This window comes from Enterococcus spodopteracolus, assembly GCF_030441955.1.
In the GTDB taxonomy this organism is placed as follows: domain Bacteria; phylum Bacillota; class Bacilli; order Lactobacillales; family Enterococcaceae; genus Enterococcus_B; species Enterococcus_B spodopteracolus.
Genome location: NZ_JARJHD010000002.1, coordinates 226,630 through 247,496, shown reverse-complemented (window position 1 = coordinate 247,496; position 20,867 = coordinate 226,630). Strand labels below are relative to the sequence as shown.

16 protein-coding genes are annotated in these 20,867 nt (G+C 39.2%); 1 reads left to right on the top strand and 15 read right to left on the bottom strand.

Going from position 1 to position 20,867, the window contains the following annotated elements; genetic code table 11:
* Positions 1-106 precede the first annotated feature (106 nt).
* From P3R27_RS04070 to P3R27_RS04015, 12 genes are all read right to left on the bottom strand, one after another.
* The gene (locus P3R27_RS04070; RefSeq protein ID WP_034689573.1) at positions 107-235 is read right to left on the bottom strand and encodes a hypothetical protein; all 129 of its coding nucleotides are present in this window, start codon (positions 233-235) and stop codon (positions 107-109) included.
* A 794-nt stretch (positions 236-1,029) separates the two neighbouring features.
* Positions 1,030-2,394 carry a 23S rRNA (uracil(1939)-C(5))-methyltransferase RlmD gene (rlmD, locus tag P3R27_RS04065; RefSeq protein WP_034689574.1) on the bottom strand — a complete coding sequence of 455 codons (1,365 nt, stop codon included), beginning with the start codon at positions 2,392-2,394 and terminating at the stop codon, positions 1,030-1,032.
* Between the two features lie 163 nt (positions 2,395-2,557).
* Positions 2,558-3,604: a diacylglycerol kinase gene (locus P3R27_RS04060; protein WP_301356723.1), complete on the bottom strand. Its 1,047-nt coding sequence runs from the start codon at positions 3,602-3,604 to the stop codon at positions 2,558-2,560.
* 9 nt (positions 3,605-3,613) lie between these two features.
* A complete protein-coding gene (gene gatB, locus P3R27_RS04055) occupies positions 3,614-5,044 on the bottom strand; it encodes an Asp-tRNA(Asn)/Glu-tRNA(Gln) amidotransferase subunit GatB (protein ID WP_010735264.1) in 1,431 nt (476 codons plus the stop codon).
* Positions 5,041-6,513: an Asp-tRNA(Asn)/Glu-tRNA(Gln) amidotransferase subunit GatA gene (gatA, locus tag P3R27_RS04050; RefSeq protein WP_034689580.1), complete on the bottom strand. Its 1,473-nt coding sequence runs from the start codon at positions 6,511-6,513 to the stop codon at positions 5,041-5,043. The genes gatB and gatA overlap by 4 nt, the downstream gene beginning before the upstream one ends.
* On the bottom strand, positions 6,513-6,818 hold the full coding sequence (gatC, locus tag P3R27_RS04045) for an Asp-tRNA(Asn)/Glu-tRNA(Gln) amidotransferase subunit GatC (protein WP_034689581.1): 306 nt from the start codon (positions 6,816-6,818) through the stop codon (positions 6,513-6,515). Before gatC ends, gatA begins: the two co-directional genes overlap by 1 nt.
* A 93-nt stretch (positions 6,819-6,911) precedes the next feature.
* Positions 6,912-8,954, bottom strand: coding sequence for an NAD-dependent DNA ligase LigA (gene ligA, locus P3R27_RS04040; protein ID WP_301356722.1), 2,043 nt, complete (start codon positions 8,952-8,954; stop codon positions 6,912-6,914).
* 20 nt (positions 8,955-8,974) lie between these two features.
* On the bottom strand, positions 8,975-11,218 hold the full coding sequence (gene pcrA, locus P3R27_RS04035; RefSeq protein ID WP_034689583.1) for a DNA helicase PcrA: 2,244 nt from the start codon (positions 11,216-11,218) through the stop codon (positions 8,975-8,977).
* Positions 11,219-11,817: 599 nt separating this feature from the next.
* Complete coding sequence (locus tag P3R27_RS04030) at positions 11,818-13,749, bottom strand: PTS fructose transporter subunit IIABC (protein ID WP_034689584.1); 1,932 nt, start codon at positions 13,747-13,749, stop codon at positions 11,818-11,820.
* Positions 13,750-13,767: 18 nt separating this feature from the next.
* Positions 13,768-14,682: a 1-phosphofructokinase gene (gene pfkB, locus P3R27_RS04025; RefSeq protein WP_034689585.1), complete on the bottom strand. Its 915-nt coding sequence runs from the start codon at positions 14,680-14,682 to the stop codon at positions 13,768-13,770.
* Entirely contained in the window at positions 14,679-15,431 is a 753-nt protein-coding gene (locus tag P3R27_RS04020) for a DeoR/GlpR family DNA-binding transcription regulator (protein WP_034689586.1), read from the bottom strand. Before P3R27_RS04020 ends, pfkB begins: the two co-directional genes overlap by 4 nt.
* Positions 15,432-15,684: 253 nt before the next feature.
* Entirely contained in the window at positions 15,685-17,010 is a 1,326-nt protein-coding gene (locus tag P3R27_RS04015) for a hypothetical protein (protein ID WP_034689587.1), read from the bottom strand.
* A 126-nt stretch (positions 17,011-17,136) separates the two neighbouring features.
* On the opposite strand from P3R27_RS04015, the gene P3R27_RS04010 reads away from it, so the two are divergent.
* A complete protein-coding gene (locus P3R27_RS04010) occupies positions 17,137-17,286 on the top strand; it encodes an SPJ_0845 family protein (protein ID WP_010735255.1) in 150 nt (49 codons plus the stop codon).
* 67 nt (positions 17,287-17,353) lie between these two features.
* Here the strand turns inward: P3R27_RS04010 and yihA are convergent, their stop codons facing one another.
* From yihA to tig, 3 genes are all read right to left on the bottom strand, one after another.
* Positions 17,354-17,941, bottom strand: a complete 588-nt coding sequence (gene yihA / locus P3R27_RS04005) for a ribosome biogenesis GTP-binding protein YihA/YsxC (RefSeq protein WP_034689623.1) — start codon at positions 17,939-17,941, stop codon at positions 17,354-17,356.
* Between the two features lie 115 nt (positions 17,942-18,056).
* Positions 18,057-19,304, bottom strand: a complete 1,248-nt coding sequence (gene clpX, locus P3R27_RS04000) for an ATP-dependent Clp protease ATP-binding subunit ClpX (RefSeq protein WP_271523970.1) — start codon at positions 19,302-19,304, stop codon at positions 18,057-18,059.
* Positions 19,305-19,491: 187 nt separating this feature from the next.
* Entirely contained in the window at positions 19,492-20,778 is a 1,287-nt protein-coding gene (gene tig, locus P3R27_RS03995) for a trigger factor (protein ID WP_010735252.1), read from the bottom strand.
* Between the last annotated feature and the right edge of the window lie 89 nt (positions 20,779-20,867).

Sequence of the window (20,867 nt, the reverse complement as noted above, 5' to 3'; positions counted from 1 at the left end):
AAAGTTCAGCAAAAAATAAGCGTCAAAAGCGATTTTCGGCTTTTGACGCTCATCGGTTGACCATGTGGTTCGAACTGTTGCACACATCGTTTTTTAAGAAATGCGATTATTTGTTATAAATTTTCGGTCCTTTTCGCATATTACGGCGATCATTCTTTGGCTCTGCCATTTTCTCCACTCTGCCGCCACCTTGCTTTTTCTTGATTATCTCAAGCATTTTTTCTTTTGAATTCATCAGTTTCCCTCATTTACTCTATTCACTATTTCGCTAGCGTGATAAACACTTGGTTATTGTACCATATTTTTTCTTGATATTTTCAACTTTATCGATTTCTTTATGGTTTTAACAGATATAGTCGCTCTCATTTAATATTTTTGTGAAGTTTTTACATTGGAATTGATTACGGATAGAAAAATTTAATTAACTCTACCTATAAAATTTTCTTACGAATATATTTTAGTAAATAAATATAGGTATTTTACTTACCATGTTGCAACTCACTTTAAGAAAAAATAACATTAAAAGATATCACTTTTTATCAAATTTCGGCCTTGCCACCAGATAAAAGATTGGTCCCAAAAATTTTTTGAAAATCTTTTCATATTTTTCAAAATCAAACATCTATTTTGTAGAAAGAATCCCTAACTTTTCTCCACCCATCCTTACAATGCGATGGTCTTCTTGATAGCCATTTCTTCTAAGATAAAATGCTTTATGACTTATACGTCGCTCATTATTGCTAGCAGTAGGATTCTCTGTTTCCGAATTTTGTACAATACAATTATTAGGGTACTTCTCTTGGATGTTTGCTTAAACATGCGCTCCGTGTTATTTCATGTTCTTTTATAGTGGATAGTTGAATTAAAAATTATTTTCTTTTTTTACAAAATATATATTTTACAGGAAGAATCTTAAAAGATAGATGTTATTTTTATGATAACTATCTTTAACTATTGTTATACTCTTTTAAATACTTTATAAATAAAGAAAAAGACGCTTACTATGACAGAAACGTCTTTTACTCTGAATTAATTTTTACGCAGTAACCCGACACATTCCACATGATGTGTTTGCGGGAATAAATCAACCGGTTGAACTTTTTCCAACTTATAACCATGTTCTGCAAACAACTTCACATCCCTAGCAAAGGTTGCAGGATTGCAGGAGATATAAACGATTCGTTCAGGAGCCATCTCGATTGCTGAATCAATAAAGCGTGCATCTAAGCCTTTTCTTGGAGGATCGACAACTAAAACAGTTGGTTTGATTCCTTTTTCTTGCCATTTTTTCATGACTATTTCAGCTTTTCCAACTTCATAATACGCATTTTCGATTTTATTTGTCAATGCGTTGAACTGCGCATCTTCAATCGCTGCTGGTACGATTTCCATTCCATAAACATTTCCTACTTGATCCGCTATAGATAAACCAATCGTTCCAATTCCTGAATACGCATCAATCACGACATCGTCTTTTTTCAATTCAGCAAATTCAATCGCTTTTTGATACAATACTTCGGTTTGTAATGTATTGACCTGATAAAAGGATTTAGAAGAAATACGATAGGTCTTACCAAGTAACTGGTCTTCAATATACGATTGGCCAAAAAGAACTTTTTCTTTTTCTCCTAAAATGACATTCGTTTTTTCTTCGTTGATATTTTGGATCACTGACACTACTTCCGGCAAAGCTTCATGGATGGCTTCAGCGATTTCTTTCGATTTGAAGAATTTTTCTTTTCGAGTGACTAAAACCACCATCATTTGATGCGTGTAATGACCTCTACGAACAATGATATGACGAATTTGTCCTTCATTTTTTTCTTCATTGTAGCCACGCACTCGGAAACGTTGCAAGATGTCTCTTACTTTAATGATGGCTTGATCGATTTGTGGGTCTTGGATGAAGAAATCTTCTATTTCCACTAAGTCATGACTATTTTTCTTGTAAAAACCAGTCACCAATTCGCCTTCGACGCGACGAACAGGAATCTGTGCTTTATTCCGATATCCTGTAGGCTCTTCCATACCGATCGTTGGTTGCACCGTGACTTCAGGCATTTTAGCGATTTTAGCTAAGACATGTTCGACTTGTTTTTGTTTGAATATTAATTGTTGCTCATAACTTAAATGAGCTAAAGGAGCGATTCCTGTACGCAATAAAACATTACTAGTGATTTCTTGACGGTCTGGTGACGTCGTCAACCAGTTTTCAACCTTACCATAGCCAAATTTATTGCCTGCTTTTACGACAAGGATCTCCACTTGTTCACCTGGCAAAGCATTTTCAATAAATAATGGATAGCCATCAATTTTCGCAACACCTAACCCCTCGTAACTTAAATCGATGATATCAACAGTATACCGTTCATTTTTATTAATTGTTTGTGTCATTTCATTACTCCTATTCTTTTGAATGGTTTCTAATTTTGTCCGTTCAACAAAGGAAAGAGCTGGGAGATCCATTCATTCCCAGCCCTTTTTTCTTCAGTCTATTGAAAAAAACAAGTAATTCTATGATCTTTGCTTTTTCCTTCGAATAGTCGTCCAATCCTGCTCAGTTCTGATCCTTGTCAGCAATTTTACCTTCGCCATCGATATCTTCATCCGTCAAGCGTTCTACTTCTTTGACGAATTCTTTGCTAACTTCTTCTAGTTCTTCTTCCTCAAAACCAGTGATTGCCTCATCTGGAATTTGATCTGTGTTTGCATAAAATTCGATATGCTGATGAAGATTTTGAAAATGCATCGGAGCATTCCCACCGTATTCGCCATCTAAATTGATCATGACAGGGCGATTCGCATTGTCTTCGGTTTCAACATAAAGAGAACTTGTTTTCGTATAGATGACCCTTGGATCATCGACATGCTTCCCGCCATTGAGCATTAGGGCAGCAATGTGTAGAATCTCAAAAATATTCGCCGTTTTGACGATGATCAAAGAGAATTTTCCATCATCTAGCTTTGCATCAGGCGCAATTTGTTCAAACCCACCAACGGAATTCGTCAACCCTAAAAAGAACATCGAAGCATTGCCATTATATTCTCCTTCGTCATACTTCAAGCGCATCTTGATCGGTTTGACACGTGGTAACATTTCTGCTCCTTTTGCCAAATATGCAAGATAGCCAAAAATACTTTTCAATTCGGAAGGAACTTCGTAGGTCAATTCTGTCAAGTAGCCACCAGCTGCAATATTGATGAAATAGCTATTATCAGATTGACCGATATCCATTTTGACTGTTTGATTCTTTTTGATGACTTCTGCTGCTGCCTTGATATTATCTCGAGGAATCTTCAAGGCGCGAGCATAGTCATTGGTCGTTCCCGCTGGAATGATCGCCATTTTAGGTCTAACTTTCAATGAGGCGATACCATTAACGACTTCATTGATGGTCCCATCGCCACCAGCAGCAACGACAAGATCAAAACCTAACTCAGCGACTCGTCGTGCTTCATTTTTTGCCGAGTCCTCTTCCGGAGTCGTTGCATAAGCACTTGCTTCATAGCCCGACTCCTCCAAAGCTTGGAGGATGTCGGCAAGATTACGTTTTAACAATTCTTTACCTGAGACCGGATTATAGATCACACGCGCTTTTTTCATAGCATCCCTCTATCGTTTCGCTAATTCTTCATTTAGCAATTTGTTGACCACACCTGGGTTTGCTTGTCCTTTAGTAGCTTTCATGATTTGTCCAACTAAGAAACCGACTGCACGGTCTTTTCCGTTTTTAAAATCATCAACAGATTGTTGATTGTTATCTAAGATTTCATTGATGATCGGTAATAACTTCGCTGGGTCAGATAATTGTACCCAACCGTTTGCTTCAACAACACTTTGTGCATCTCCGCCATTCATGATCAACTCACGAAAGACTTTTTTCGCAATTTTAGAGCTGATCGTACCATCTGCGATTAAAAGAATCATACCCGCTAAGTTTTCAGGTGTTAGCTTCGTTTCAGCTAATTCCAATTTCTCACTGTTTAAGTATGCTGATACTTCGCCCATCAACCAGTTGGAAGCTTGTTTCGCATCTGCTCCGTTTTCCAATGTCGCTTCAAAGAAATCAGACATTTCTTTTGATAGCGTCAATACTTTCGCATCATACTCTGGTAAGCCTAATTCGCTGATGTAGCGTACACGACGAGAAGCTGGCATTTCTGGTAAGCTTGCTTTCACTCGTTGGATCCATTCGTCATCGATCACGAATCTTGGAATATCAGGTTCTGGGAAGTAACGATAGTCACTTGACCCTTCTTTGACACGCATCAAGATCGTCTTATTTGTCGTTTCATCAAAGCGACGAGTTTCTTGTTGGATCTCTCCACCAGATAACAATACTTTTGCTTGGCGTTTTTCTTCAAATGCTAAACCTTTTTTGACAAAAGAAAGGGAGTTCAAGTTTTTCAATTCTGCTTTTGTCCCAAATTCTTCCTGTCCATAAGGGCGTAAAGAAATGTTCGCATCACAACGCATTGAACCTTCTTCTAATTTCACGTCACTGACTTCAGTAAATTGGATCACAGAACGTAAAGCTTCTAAATAAGCATACGCTTCTTCTGGTGAACGCATGTCTGCTTCTGAAACAATCTCGATCAATGGTGTTCCTTGTCTGTTTAGATCGACATAAGAGTAACCACCGATGCCGTGCATGTTTTTCCCTGCATCTTCTTCTAAATGCACACGTTCAATGCGAATTTTTTTCTTTTTACCTTCAACTTCGATCTCGATCCAGCCGTCATGACCGATTGGTTGATCGAATTGTGAGATTTGGTAAGCTTTGGGATTGTCTGGATAGAAATAGTTTTTGCGGTCAAAATGAGTATCTTTCGAAATTTCGCAATTCAATGCTAACGCTGCACGCATCCCAAATTCTAGCGCTGCTTTATTCATTACTGGTAAAACTCCAGGGTATCCCCAGTCGATCACATTGGTGTTGCTGTTTGGTTCAGCACCAAAATGCGCAGGAGCTGGAGAGAAAATTTTTGAGTTGGTTTTTAATTCCACATGGACTTCAAGTCCAATGACTGTTTCAAAATTCATTCGGCTTTCCCTCCTAAAATAGCTGGTCGTTGACGATGGAACTCTGTCGCTTGCTCAAACGCATAAGCTGCTTGATACATTGTTTTCTCTTCGAAATAATTACCGATAATCTGTAAGCCAACTGGTAACCCTTCCGATAAGCCTGCAGGCACTGACATACCAGGTAGTCCTGCCAAGTTCACTGGGATCGTCAAGATATCACTCATATACATCGTGATTGGGTCGTTGATATTTTCACCAAGACCGAACGCCACTGTGGGTGAAGAAGGACCGATGATCAAATCATAATCCGCAAAAACTTTTTCAAAGTCACGCTTGATCAAGGTACGGACTTGGCCTGCTTTTTTGAAATGCGCGTCATAGTAACCTGCACTCAACGAGAACGTTCCTAACATGATCCGGCGTTTTACTTCTTCTCCGAAACCTTCAGAACGTGAATTGACATAAACGTCATCCAAGTTCTTGATATCTTCTGAACGATACCCATAACGAATACCGTCAAAACGTTGCAAGTTCGAACTTGCTTCAGATGAAGCAATGATATAGTAGACAGCCACGCCATATTTTGAATGAGGTAAGCTGACTTCTTCAACTGTTGCACCTAATGAACGAAATGTTTCAGCTGCTTTAAGAATTGATTCTTTCACGCCTTCATCGACACCTTCACCTAAGTATTCTTTAGGTAAAGCAATCTTCATTCCTTTAATATCGCCAGACAAGCCTTCTGCAAAGTTAGGGACAGATACGCCAGATGAAGTGCCGTCTTTTTCGTCGTAGCCACTGATTGCGGTCAATGCTAATGCGTTATCTTTGACTGTCCGAGTCATTGGACCGATTTGGTCTAATGATGAAGCAAATGCAATCAAACCGAAACGGGAAACACGACCATAAGTTGGTTTCATTCCTACGATTCCATTGAAAGCGGCTGGTTGACGGATACTTCCACCAGTGTCACTACCTAGAGAAACTGGAACTTGGCCTGAGGCAACTGCAGCTGCTGAACCACCAGAAGATCCACCAGGAACTTTTGTTTGATCCCAAGCATTCTTTGTTTTTTTGAAGTAAGAAGTTTCGGTACTTCCGCCCATTGCAAATTCATCCATGTTCAATTTACCAACAGGGATCATGTCTGCTTCGTATACTTTTTCCATGACTGTCGCATCGTAGATCGGTTCAAAATTATAAAGGATCTTTGAAGCTGCTGTCGTTAAAAGATCTTTTGTCACGATGTTGTCTTTGATACCGATTGGGATACCAGAGAGGACATTATTCTCATCGATGCCTTTTTCATCTAAAGCTTTTGCTTGGGCTAAAGCTTTCTCTTGATTTAATGTGATGAATGCATCGATCGCGGGTTCTGTTTCCTTGATGCGATCAAATGTAGCTCTCACTAAGTCTTGTGCAGTGATTTCTTTTGACACTAATAAATCGTGTAGTTCTTCTAATGAACGATTGTATAATTCTGTCATTATGCGCCAGCCTCCCCATTATCGATGATTGCTGGTACTTTGATGAAACCATCTTCTTTTTCAGGTACATTTTTTAATAATTCTTCTCTGCTCCAACCTAGTTGTGCACGGTCTTGTCGCATGACGTTGACAGTCTCAACGACGTTTGATGTAAATGGTACGCCTTCTGTGTCTACTTCTTCCAGCATTTCTACCATGTCAATGATTTTTCCTAATTGATCAGTAAAACCTGCGCGCTCTTCGTCGCCAAATTTCAATTTGGCTAACTTCGCTACATGTTTTACTTGTTCTTCACTAATCGCCATAGTACCCCTTCTTTCCTAAATGAAAACTTTGCTTCTTATTTTAACATAAGAAATTCGCATTCTGAAATTCTTTCTTGAAATTTATCTGAAAAATTATTCTGTTTCTTGGGCAGGATGACTCTCTGCTAACGCTTCAGCCATCTGATCTTCCGTCCAAACCTCGACCCCTAACTCTTGGGCTTTCGTTAATTTACTACCGGCATCTTCGCCAGCGACAACGATATCCGTTTTTTTAGAGACGCTGCCAGTGACTTTCCCACCAAGGTTTTCAATCGTTTCTTTGGCTTCTTCTCTTGTGAATCGAGTTAGTTTCCCCGTTAACACGATCGTCTTGTTTTTAAACGGCGATTCTACTTCTTTCAGCTGTGTCGAACGAATGCCTTTGTATTCAAGATTGACACCTGCTTGTTTAAGTTCTTCCATCAACTCGTGGACTTCTTCGTTATCAAAATAAGTCACTACACTATCTGCAATGATATCACCGATTGTATCTAATTGGATGATCGATTCAAAATCACTGCGACTCAACGTTTCTAAATCGCCAAAATGCTCCGCTAAGATTTTCGCTGCTTTTGCACCAACGTGACGGATACCTAAACCAAAGATCAAACGTTCTACCGAGTTCTCTTTGCTTTTGTCGATCGCTGTTAAAATATTATTCGCTGATTTTTCTTTGATTTTATCTAACGTCAATAATTCTTCTTCTGTTAGTTTATAGAGATCAGCAACATCCGCGACTAGTTTCTTCTCGTACATCTGTTCCAAGACTCTTGGGCCTAAGCCATCGATGTTCATCGCATTTCGAGAAACGAAATGATTCAGTCCTTCTTTCATTTGTGCGGGACACTTCGGATTGATGCAACGCAAGGCAACTTCTTCATCTAAATGAACCAACTCACTGTGACAGACAGGGCAATGTTTAGGCATTTTATAAGGCTCGCTGTCTTTTGGACGTTTATCTAAAATGACTTGTGCGACTTCAGGGATGATATCCCCTGCCTTGTAGATTTGGACAGTATCATTCAAGCGGATATCTTTCATTTGGATATAATCGCCATTATGCAAACTGGCGCGACTGACTGTCGTTCCAGCGACACGTACCGGTGTCATGATCGCTGTCGGTGTCACTACACCCGTTCTGCCGACCGTCCATTCGATTTCTTCGATGACCGTCTCTACTTCTTCAGGCGGAAACTTATAGGCAGTCGCCCAACGTGGGGCTTTGACCGTAAAACCTAATTGGTCTTGCAATGAAAAATCATTGACTTTAATAACGATCCCATCAATCTCGTAAGGCAAATCTTTTCGTTTTTCATGGTATTCTTCAATGAACGCCCAAACTTCGTCGATTGAATGACAAAGACGTTTTTCATGGTTCGTATGGAAACCGATCTTGTCTAATTCTTCTAACGCTTCGTATTGCGTAGAGACTTGCATCGGTCCAAAATCTGCTACGGTATATAAGAACGTATTAAGATTTCTTTTCGCTGTGATCTTGGAATCTAACTGGCGCAATGAACCTGCTGCAGCATTACGGGGATTGGCAAAAACTGGTTTGCCTTCTTCTTCATTTTTTTGGTTCAATTTAACGAATGAACGTTTCGGCATAAAACATTCACCACGTACTTCGATACTCATCGGTTCTTTTAATTTGATTGGAACAGAACGCACCGTTTTTAAGTTTTCTGTGATATTTTCGCCGACCGAACCATCTCCCCGAGTCGCTCCCCGTACAAACTCACCATTCTCATATCGCAAAGATACTGATAAACCATCGATTTTCAATTCACAACAATAATCGACTGGACGGCCGATTGCTTTTTGGACGCGTTGATCAAATGCTAACAGTTCTTCTTTATTGAAGACATCGTTCAAACTATATAATGGAATGTCATGTGTGACTTTTTCAAATGAGGAAAGAATCTTTCCACCTACTCGTTGGGTCGGTGAATCTGCGGTGATCAGATCTGGATATTGTTCTTCGATCGCCACTAATTCGGCATAGGTTTTGTCGTAGATATAATCTTCTACCGTTGGCTGGTCCAACACATAATACTCACGAGACCAACGATCTAACTGCATTCTGAGTTCTTCTGCTTTTTTTGTCGCTTCATCGATCGTCATTTCGTGTTCCATCTTTTTCTCCCCCTATTGAACTAAACTTTTTCGATTGGTGCAAAAGCAGCTAATACACGCTTGACTCCTTGACTTGGAAATGCAATATCAAGCTCAAGGTCTTTTGCATCACCACTAACTCTAACTACTGTACCAGGTCCCCATTTTTTATGTTTGACTTTATCTCCTGGCTTCCAACCACCTGTTTCGCCACCTGTAGCGACTTTTGCTGATACGCCTGCTTTTGTCGGTTGTTGGTACTTAGGTGTCGCATTATTCGCACGAAAAGGCGACGGTTGAGAGGTATTGGAGCTTGGACGCATTCCATGGATATCTAATAATTCTTGATCGATTTCTTCTAAAAATCGTGAAGGTCGATTATATTGCGTACGACCATATAAGGTCCGTGAAAAAGCATTGGTCATAAATAATGCTTCTTCCGCCCTAGTGATCCCTACATAGGCCAAACGGCGTTCCTCTTCCAGTTCACTTTCCTCCATCAATGCACGAGAAAGTGGAAAGACACCTTCTTCTAGACCAATCAAAAAAACGACTGGAAACTCTAGACCCTTAGCAGCATGTAAGGTCATCAATGTCACTTGCTTCGTTTCTTCTTCTAAGCTATCGATATCTGATACAAGTGCAAGGTCATTTAAAAAGACGACCAGTTTGTCCTCTGGCGAATCAGCACTCTCTAGCCCCTCTTTTTCAAATTGTTTATCAAATTCTTGAGTCACCGTCAAAAACTCTTCCAAGTTTTCTATACGTGCTTGGGATTCTAACGTATTTTGGATTTTTAGATCATCCAAATAGCCACTACGTTCTAAGACTTCTTTGGTTAACTCTGTAACGGTCAAATAAGGGATCATTTCAGTCAATTGATGCATCATCTCGCCAAAAGAGCCTAACTGTGTTCCTGCTTTTCCGCCGATGTTCGCTAACTCAACATTTCTTGCAGCCTCTAGCAACGGCCATTCGTGCATCGTGGCAAAGCTACGAAGTTTTTCCACCGATCCTGGTCCAATCCCACGTTTTGGTGAGTTGACGATCCGCTCAAAACTCAATGAATCTTGAGGATTTGCCATCACATTAAGATACGCCAAAACATCCTTGATTTCTTTTCGATCATAGAATTTGTGACCTCCAACCATTTTGTACGGAATATTGGCTTTTAGTAAGGTTTCTTCCATGACACGCGATTGGGCATTTGTTCGATAAAGAATAGCAAAGTCTCCATAATTGCGACGATTCGTCTGGATCTCTTCTTGCATTCTTTCTACAATAAAACGTGTTTCGTCACGTTCATTGTCTGCTCGATAGTACGTGATTTTATTACCGTCTTGGTTTTCTGTCCAAAGATTTTTGGGTTTTCGATTGCGGTTGTTTTCGATGACTTGATTCGCTGCATTCAAGATCGTTTTCGTCGAGCGATAATTTTGTTCTAACAAGATCACCGCAGCATCTGGATAATCTTTTTCAAAATCCAAGATGTTTTGCATATCTGCTCCACGCCAGCCGTAAATACTTTGATCTGCATCCCCAACTACACAAAGATTTCTGAACCGTCCAGCTAATAGATTAACTAGCGTATATTGTGCGTGGTTCGTATCTTGATATTCATCTACATGGATGTAATGGAATTTATTTTGATAATACGTCAATGAATCTGGATGCTCGTCAAATAAACGGATCGTATTCATGATCAGATCATCAAAATCCATACATTGGTTGTATAGGAGTTCCTTCTGGTACGCTGCATAACATTTTGCAACAATTTCTTCATAGTAACTGCCTTGCATCTTGGCAAAAACCTCTGGTGACAACAAACTATTTTTTGCTTGCGAGATCGATCCTAACAAGCTTCTTGGATCGTATTTTTTAGGATCGATATTCAAGTCTTTTAAAATTCGTTTCATCAATGATAATTGTTCCGAAGAATCAATGATCGTAAAGTTTCGATTGTAGCCGATATAATCCACATCTCGTCTTAAAATACGGACACACATCGAGTGAAAGGTAGAGACCCAGACATCTTCGCCACCTGTTTCTAAAATGGCATTGACCCGTTCTTTCATTTCCTTCGCCGCTTTATTGGTAAAGGTGATCGCCAAGATATTCCATGGATTCACTTCTTTTTCTTCAATCAAATAAGCGATTCGATGAGTCAAAACACGTGTTTTCCCACTACCGGCACCAGCCATTAATAAAAGCGGGCCATCTGTATGTAGAACCGCTTCTTTTTGACGAGGGTTCATTCCCTTTAATAAGTTTTCTTTGGATGACATTCACAACATCCTTTCTATTATCAATCCTTCTAATTATAGCATTAACCCCCTATTCGATAAAGGGAATCTTCTTGTAAAACGTCTTCAACATCACATTAGTCATTGATTCAAGATTAGTCTAACGCATGGTTGAATCACTTCAGCAAAAAGCCAGAATTTGAGACAACATGAAGGGTCACTTAACGTTTTTGCGATACTATTCTTCAGTCACTAGAAATAATTTTTCAACCTATTGAGAATACCAGACCAATTACATCTTAGAGAATCAGATTTGATTATCTACTAACACAAGTAAAAAAAAGAGGAGTGGGACATTAGTTCTCCCCCACGCCTATAACCGAATAAACGGCGGGAACAAAAGTCCCCTCTTCGGAAATAAGGCTAAACCCTTCCGTCCCAACCTCCTTCACTATTTGATTGAAAAATCTTCACTGATTCATTCCGATTCGACTTTCCCTTACACGGACTTCAAGTCCATGAGGTCATGTTCCCGCTTCCTTCCACTCTCACTATACTTGATTACAAGAAAATAGTGGGTAAGATATTCCGTCGAATACCTTACCCACTAATCTTAGTATGTTTTATATTTTTATTAAAGATTAGGCTACTTCAACTGCATCTGGTGATTTTCTTAAAGCACCATAAATTACTCCAGAAACAATTGCACCAATTGCAATGAATACAAGATACATAATCGGATGACTTAGTAAGAAGACAACGAAAATCCCGCCATGTGGTGCTAGCAATTTGATACCAAATGCTCCCACTAAACCACCTGTCAATGCAGAACCAATAATGAAACTTGGAATTGCTCTGATTGGATCAGCTGCGGCAAATGGAATTGATCCTTCGGTTACGAAGGAGAGCCCCATAACAATGTTTGTCAAGCCAGCATCTTGGTCTGTTTTACTGAATTTATTTTTAAACAAACGTGTTGCAACGAAGATAGCTAATGGTGGAACCATTCCTCCCGCCATAACGGAAGCCATCACAACACTACCACCAGTTGCAACTGTGGTTGCTAATGTTGCTGTACCGAACACATATGCTGCTTTATTGATTGGTCCACCAAGATCGGCAGCCATCATACCAGCAAGTAGCGCACCTAATAATGCAGCATTTGAACCGCTAAGTCCAGATAAGAAGCTATTCAAACCATCGTTTAGTGCTTTCATCGGTACATTGACCATCAACATCAAGAAACCGGTAATCAACAATCCAAAAACAGGATAGAATAGAATCGTTTTGATTCCTTCCAGTGACTTAGGCAAGTTTTTAAACAATTTACGCAAGAAGACGATCACATAACCTGCTAAGAATCCACCGATCAAGGCACCTAAGAACCCAGCACCGCCAGCATTTGCTAATGCTCCCGCTGCAAAACCAACGATCAACCCAGGACGGTCACCAATACTTGAAGCAATGAATCCTGCTAAAACTGGTAACATAAAGCCAAACGCGGCTTGTCCAATTTGATTGAACCAGCTTGCTGCTTGATTGTAATTCCCAAGGTTTGCTAATTGATCTTGTGGTACACCCATGAATTGGTCGACCATGAATGATAATGCAATGGCAATCCCACCACCGATAACGAATGGTAACATGTGAGAAACACCGTTCATCAAATCTTTATAGATTCGTTGGCCGATCGTTCCATCTGCATTTCCTTCATCAGAAGAATTTTCTTTTCCATCACCATGGAAAACTGGTGCTGAACCGCTGACAGCTAAGTTGATCAATTCTTCAGTTTTTCGAATACCGTCACTTACTGGACGATTGACTAATTCTTTCCCGTCAAAACGATTCATTTCGACTTTTTTATCAGCCGCAATGATGACGCCATCTGCACGAGCAATATCCTCCGCAGTTAAACGGTTTTTGATCCCTTCTGAACCATTTGTTTCAACTTTGATCTCAACACCCATCTCTTTGGCTTTTTTCTTCAGCGCATCTTCAGCCATATAAGTATGGGCAATCCCTGTCGGACATGCAGTAACTGCAACAACAAATTTTTTATTAGAAGAAGTCGCTGTTTGTGCTGCTTCTTCTTGTTCCGCTACCGCTTCAGCTTCTTTTTGTTGTTCAGCTGTTTGGAACAATTCTTGGACTTCTTCCGGTGTTCCTGCTTCTTTTAATTTTCCAACAAAATCTGGATCGATCAATAAACGTGATAAGGCAGCTAATGCTTGTAAATGTGTGTCGTTTGCTCCTTCTGGTGCGGCGATCATAAAGAATAAGAAAGTTGGTTGACCATCTAGTGCTTCATAATCTACGCCTTTATTGCTTTTCGCAAACAAAACTGTTGCTTCTTTGACAGCAGCATTCTTCGCATGTGGCATTGCAATGCCATCACCTAGCCCAGTGGATGTTTGAGCTTCACGCGCTAAGATCCCTTTTTTATAAGTTTCGATATCTGAGATACGACCTGCATCATACATTTTTTGGACCATTTCATCGATGGCGCCTTTTTTATCAGTTGCCTGTAGATCCATGATCATCGCATCTTTGATCATTAAGTCTTTGATTTCCATGATTTATCCCCCACGATATTAATCAATTTTTGTTATTTCTACTTCTGGTAACAATTCATCAATGAATGGGCGAACCGCTAAATCATCCGAAAAAGCAGTTGCACTTCCACATGCCACGCCCCACTTGAACGCTTCTACCGCATCTCTATGTTTGCTATATGAACCGATAAAACCAGCAATCATCGAGTCTCCGGCACCCACTGAATTTTTCAATGGTCGAACTAATACATTGGAACGGTAGGTTCCTTCTTTTGTGAACAATAAAGCACCATCCCCAGCCATTGAAATCAACACATTTTTTACTCCTGTTGCCAATAATTTCTTGCCGTAAGGAATGATATCTTCAACGGAATGGAATGTCACATCATACAATTCAGCTAATTCGTGATTGTTTGGTTTGATCAACAACGGTTCTTTTTTTAATGCTTCTTTCAAATCATCGCCGGTAGTATCGATCACAAACTCAGCACCTTTTTCGCGGATGATCTCAATCAATTCTTGATAGAATCCAGCACGTAAACTCGCAGGTGCGCTTCCTGATAATACCACGATATCGTCTGCTCCAACTGTCGCTAATTCTGCTTTCAAACGTTCAATGGCTTGATCTGAGATTGTTGGTCCTTGTCCATTGATCTCTGTTTCAGAATCAGATTTTAATTTGATGTTGATCCGAGTATCTTCTTCCACTTGTGTGAAAGCTGTTGCGATTTGTTCTTCTTTCAACCAGTCAGAAATAAAATCCCCAGTGAAACCACCAAGAAATCCTAAAGCGGTCGAATCAGAATCGATGCGCTTCAAAATACGGGAAACATTAATCCCTTTTCCTCCAGGGACTTTGAAATCTTCGGTCATTCGATTTAAATCACCGAGTTTTAATCCATCTACTCGTACGATAAAATCGATTGATGGATTAAGCGTTACTGTATAAATCATTGATTTGCCTCCTTAATTGTCGTCCGTTCACTGTAGTCGTCAAGAAATTCTAGTGGACAACGCTCGGTTATGATCGTGGCATCTTGCAGTGGTGCAACAGAAACAAAGGTTTGCTTATTGAACTTCGTATGGTCAAGTAAAACATAACTATCTTGTGCATTTCTAATTGCTAAGCGTTTGACCGCAGCTTCTTCTGGATCTGGGGTAGTGAATCCACGTTCAAGATGAACGCCATTCATTCCCATAAATGCTTTATTAAAATGGTAATCCTGTAATTGGCTAAGTGTATTAGCTCCTAATACTGCATTCGTTGAGAGTTTCACTTGCCCCCCTAAAACGATCGTTGAGATTTGTAGATCAACTAGCACGGCAGCATGTTTCACTGAATTGGTTACAACAGTGATCTGTTTACCTTTTAAAAAAGGGATCATCTCTAACGTGGTTGATCCTGCATCAAGATAAATGACTTCTTCATCGTTCACCAGTTCTGCTGCTAATCGTGCAATCATCTGCTTTTCATGAACGTTTTTGAGCGTTTTTTCACTCATGTTTTGTTCAAAACCTAAAAGATCCTCTTTTTTTGCTCCTCCATGGATACGTTGCAATAAACCTTCATCTTCTAACTCTTGAAGATCCCGTCTAATCGTTGATTCAGAAGCATCTAACAAGACTACTAACTCTTGGGATTTGACAATTTTATGTTGTTCCAATAGTTGTAGAATTTTCTGTTTACGTTCTTCTGTAAGCATTTCCACGATCACCTCACGATAGATTCTAGCATATTTTTATATAACATTCAACAATATTCATTCAAAAACATTCAAAAACGATAAAAATCTTGAATACACACGTAACTTCAACTACAAGTATGAAAGCATCCACAAAATCATACTTCAATTTTTGTGGATGCCTTCTGATATTTTAGATTTTGAACTACTTTACCATTTCACTTTTCCGATCATCTCCGTATGATCCAGCTTTTCTTGAAATGATTGACATCAGCTAATTTTTCTGCATCAATAGATTACCAGACAATTCAGCTTGATCTATCAAGACGACCCGGAGACGTTTTTTTCCTTGAACTGCATCAAAGCTTAAACGTCCTCTTCTCTTGCGTATTCGTTTGAATTGAATCTCTGATAATCGATTGCGGATCTCCTCGATAGGAAAATCAGCTAAAAACTTAATCGGCAAGTAAATGCGCAATGAGGTCAAATAGTCTTGGTACATTTCATCGGGGGCTTCGACATTCAAGTATTCATTAATATAATAACTATAAGCATCGATTCCCTTGTCTAACATGAATGTTGGATCGATCACTTTATAACAGATCAACTGGCTATGGCTTTCATCAATCCAAGGAAAAAATGCTTGACGATTAAGGACACCTCTCGCTCTTTTTTCTTTATAATCGTAAGTAGCAAAATCATAGCTTCTTGTTACGAAAAATGTTGCTTTCTTCTTTTCTGTTGGTTGCATCAAATGATTTTGATACTGGACCGCTTGCAAGGAGTCTTGGGTATAGGCATATTCGACAAATGGCTCTTTCAGTAAACCAACGCCGTTGTCCCACGACAAATGATCAAAGCCTAATTGATCTCGATAGTATTGTTGAAATTTTAAATTCGCTTCACTTTGCCAACGAAATGGATCGCGATACAACTGGATACCAATTACTTGATTCTCGTATTGGATGATTTCCTCCACCTGTTGCATTTCCAAAAAAATCTCTTTAGGGATCAGTCGATAATAATATTGACTATAATACATTTCCCAACAAGAAGTAAAACAACGCCCTTCTACGATTAGATCATAACCGGGAAACTGGTTACAATCTACCACAATCTGCCCATTTTGCCCTTTGATTTTAGGCAACTTTTCGATGTTCTCGGCAGATTCAAAGGATAAACGCTTTTCGATTTCTTTCGTATTATGATATAAATATTCTTCGACACTTCTCATATAAGCAAAAATACCATTTTTTTGCATTTTTGTTTGAAGATAGTTTCGAATCACCGATTCATTTTTTTGAAATACCTGCCACAAAAACTGATAATCAATTTGGAGATGATGATAGCCAAATTCGAAACGGCAAGTAAGCTTATTCTGATAAATTTCAAACCAACCGATCTCTTCATCAGAGATTTCTTCTAAGGCTTTTTTTAGTGCATTTAAGGTATATGGTTCTTTCGTATGACGAGAGGATTGAAAAAAGTCAGGGGCAAGCAAGATACGAGTAAGCATGGACCAATCATAGGCTTCTTCTTTTTCGTTCGTACGATCTCTGGTCAAGACAAGACGGAACATCATTTTTTCTTTCGACACCATATTTCTCACCTCTCTCAAATCTATTTATAATCAAATTATAACGAATAATAAAAAAAAACTAAAACTTTTCGTCTTATGCCACGGATTGTGGGGTAGCATGTTAAAATAAAGGAAGAGGTGAGAAACATGGGATTGAAATTTGAGCGTACAGATAATTTCGACAAACTATTTGAATCTTTTGGCGTTGATCCGGAAAAGACCGTTGCTCCAAAAGAAGACATTGATCGCTTTTTAAAACCAAAAAGCGACCCAAAAAAAGACAAAAAAAAGAAATAAACAAAAAAGACTTGATACCTTAGCTTTTGAAAGTTTGCCTTTCAACCTAAGTATCAAGTCTATTTGTTTACTCGCTGATCGCTTCTTCGATGGCTTTCCATGCTTCTTCTTTTCCTTGTTTCGTTACAGAAGAAAATAAAATGAATGTGTCATTGCGATCGAAATTCAACGCTTTTTTAATTTCGCTTTCGTGTTTGTTCCATTTTCCACGAGGGATCTTATCTGCTTTTGTCGCAACAACGATCACTGGGATATCATAGTATTTTAAGAATTCATACATTTGGATATCTTCTTGCGATGGTTTATGGCGAACATCCACCAGTGATACCACTGCTTTTAATTGTTCTCTAGATGTCAAATAAGTTTCGATCATCTTTCCCCATTTCGCACGCTCAGTTTTAGAAACTTTCGCGTAACCATAACCTGGAACATCGACAAAATGCAGCGCATTTTCGATCAGATAAAAATTCAGGGTTTGTGTTTTCCCGGGTTTACCTGATGTACGGGCGAGATTCTTTCGATCGATCAGCGTATTGATAAAGGAAGATTTCCCGACATTTGAGCGACCTGCTAAGGCAATCTCTGGTAGATCTGTTTCTGGATATTGTTTCGGTGCCACAGCACTGATCACAATATCCGCATGATGGACTTTCATATGCTCTCTCTCCTTCAAAACGGTAAAGTGGCTCAATCCCTCTCCACTTTCTTCGACAGAATAAAAAGGAGTAGTCGAAAAAGCTGCTAAAACTTTCACGACTGCTCCTTTCATTTTATCCCGCTTTTTTTTCTGAGTCTTTGTAAATAACTGTTGGTTTGCCGGTAAGTTCGGCAGCTTCTTTTGTAATGATCACTTTTTCGATCGTTTCATCAGAAGGAATATCAAACATGACATCCATCATGATTTCTTCGATGATCGAACGCAACCCACGTGCACCAGTATTGCGCTCAATTGCTTTTTTCGCAATGGCTTTTAGTGCTTCTGGTTCAAATTCTAAAGCAGTGTCATCTAGTGAAAGTAATTTTTGGTATTGTTTCACTAACGCATTTTTTGGTTCCGTCAAGATACGAACTAAATCGTCGGTTGTTAGTTTTTCTAACGCAGCCATTACAGGTAAGCGTCCGATAAACTCTGGGATCAAGCCGAACTTCAATAGATCTTCAGGAATGATATGTTGCATGACACTTTCATTTTCTGAAAGCTTTTGGTTTTGTGTACCGAAACCAATTGTTTTCTCGCCCATACGATTTTTTACAATTGTTTCGATACCATCAAACGCACCACCGACAATGAACAACACATTCGTCGTATCGATTTGGATGAATTCTTGATGAGGATGTTTGCGTCCACCTTGTGGCGGCACACTGGCAACTGTTCCTTCCAAGATTTTCAGTAAGGCTTGTTGTACGCCTTCCCCTGATACATCGCGTGTGATCGATACATTTTCGCTTTTACGTGCAATTTTGTCGATCTCATCAATGTAGATAATTCCTTTTTCCGCACGTTCAACATTGTAATCAGCAGATTGCAAAAGTTTCAATAAGATATTTTCTACATCTTCACCTACATAACCAGCTTCTGTCAAACTTGTTGCATCAGCAATGGCAAATGGTACATTCAATGTTTTTGCTAATGTTTGCGCTAAGAATGTTTTACCGGAACCAGTTGGACCGATCAGGCAGATATTACTTTTTTGCAATTCGACATCATCACTGTCTTGTGCTCCTTGATTGACACGTTTATAGTGATTGTATACAGCTACAGCCAATGAACGTTTTGCACGTTCTTGTCCAATCACATAATTATCCAATACTTCAAGAATCTCAGAAGGTTTTGGTACTTCAGTAAATTCTCGTACTGCTTCTTCATAGAATTCTTCATCAATGATTTCTTTACATAGGTCGATACATTCGTTACAGATGTAGACCCCCGGACCTGCTACGATTTTCTTCACTTCTTCTTGTGTTTTACCACAAAAAGAACAGCGTACAGTCTCATTACCACTTGGATTATCATACATGGTCTTCACCCCTTAACTTGCGTTGATTCGCAAGAAACTATCAAAGACTTTACAGTCTTTCCCTATCATACCATAATTTAAAAAAAAGCAAAAGTATCAAAGAAGTTTAAAACAAAATGAAAGAGTCTAGGCTTCATCTAGGCGCCTGGACTCTTTCATATAGATGCAGATCAATAATTCTATTCGTTTATTCTGCTTCTTTTGCTGTACTTGTAATCAATTCGATTGCTTTTTTCATGATCACATCATGTTTTAACATATCTTCTGTCAATACACGTTTGATTTGGTCAATCGGCATATTGTAAGTTTCTGCTAATTCTTGGATCTCTGCAGTGATTTCTTCTTCTGTTGCATCTAAGTTTTCAGCAGCTGCTACAGCTTCGATCACAAGGTTTGTTTTTGTACGCATTTCTGCTTCTTCTTCAAACTGTTTGTGCAAATCTTCTTCTGTTGAACCAGTTAATTGGTAGTACATTTCTGGTGAGATCCCTTGACGTTGCATGTTGTTTAAGAATTCGTCCATTGAACGGTGAACTTCATCATGGACCATGACATGTGGAAGATCAACGATTTCCGCATTTTCGACTGCCAATTTGATTGCTGCTTCATCTTTTGCATCTTCTGCAGCTTTTTCTTTCGTTTCAGTCAATTCTTTCATGTATTTTTCTTTTAATTCTGCTAATGTAGATACCTCATCGTCTACATCTTTTGCGAACTCATCATCTAGTTCAGGTACTTCTTTTGTTTTCACTTCGTGGATCGTTACTTTGAAGACTGCTTCTTTACCTGCAAGATCTTCTGCTTGATAATCTTCTGGGAATGTCACAGTAACATCTAAGTTTTCACCTGATTTGTGGCCAACTAATTGGTCTTCAAAACCAGGAATGAATGAACCTGATCCTAATTCAAGTGAATGGTTTTCGCCTTTTCCACCTTCGAATGCTTCATCGTTGATGAAACCTTCAAAATCGATGACAACAGTGTCGCCATTTTCAGCTGCAGCATCTTCTTTGATGACTAATTCAGCTTGCGCTTCTTGTTCACGTTTAATGCGTTCTTCAACGTCTGCTTCTGTTACTTCACGGTCTTGTTTTTCAACCACTAAGTCTTTGTAATCACCTAATTTTACTTCAGGTTTTACAGTTACTTCTGCTGTGATCGTCCAGTCTTGACCTTTTTCCATGCTTGCTACATCAATCTTAGGTTGAGAAACCGGATCGATTGCTGCTTCTTTAACAGCTGCTTCATATGCTTCAGGTAAGACAGCGTTCAATGCATCTTCGTACAATGCTTCTTCTCCGTACATACGGTTGAATACTTGACGAGATACTTTTCCTTTACGGAATCCAGGAACGTTCAAGTTTCCTTTTACTTTATTAAAGGCAGTTGTCAATCCTTTTTGGATTTGATCTTGCCCGATCGTAAATGTTAAAACACCATCATTTGTGCCTTTTTTTTCGAATGTTGCAGTCATTTATTTCCCTCCGAGTTTAGAAATTCATTTTGATACATCAAAAACGTTTCATGCATACCTTTAAATAGTACACTAACCCTTCCAAATTG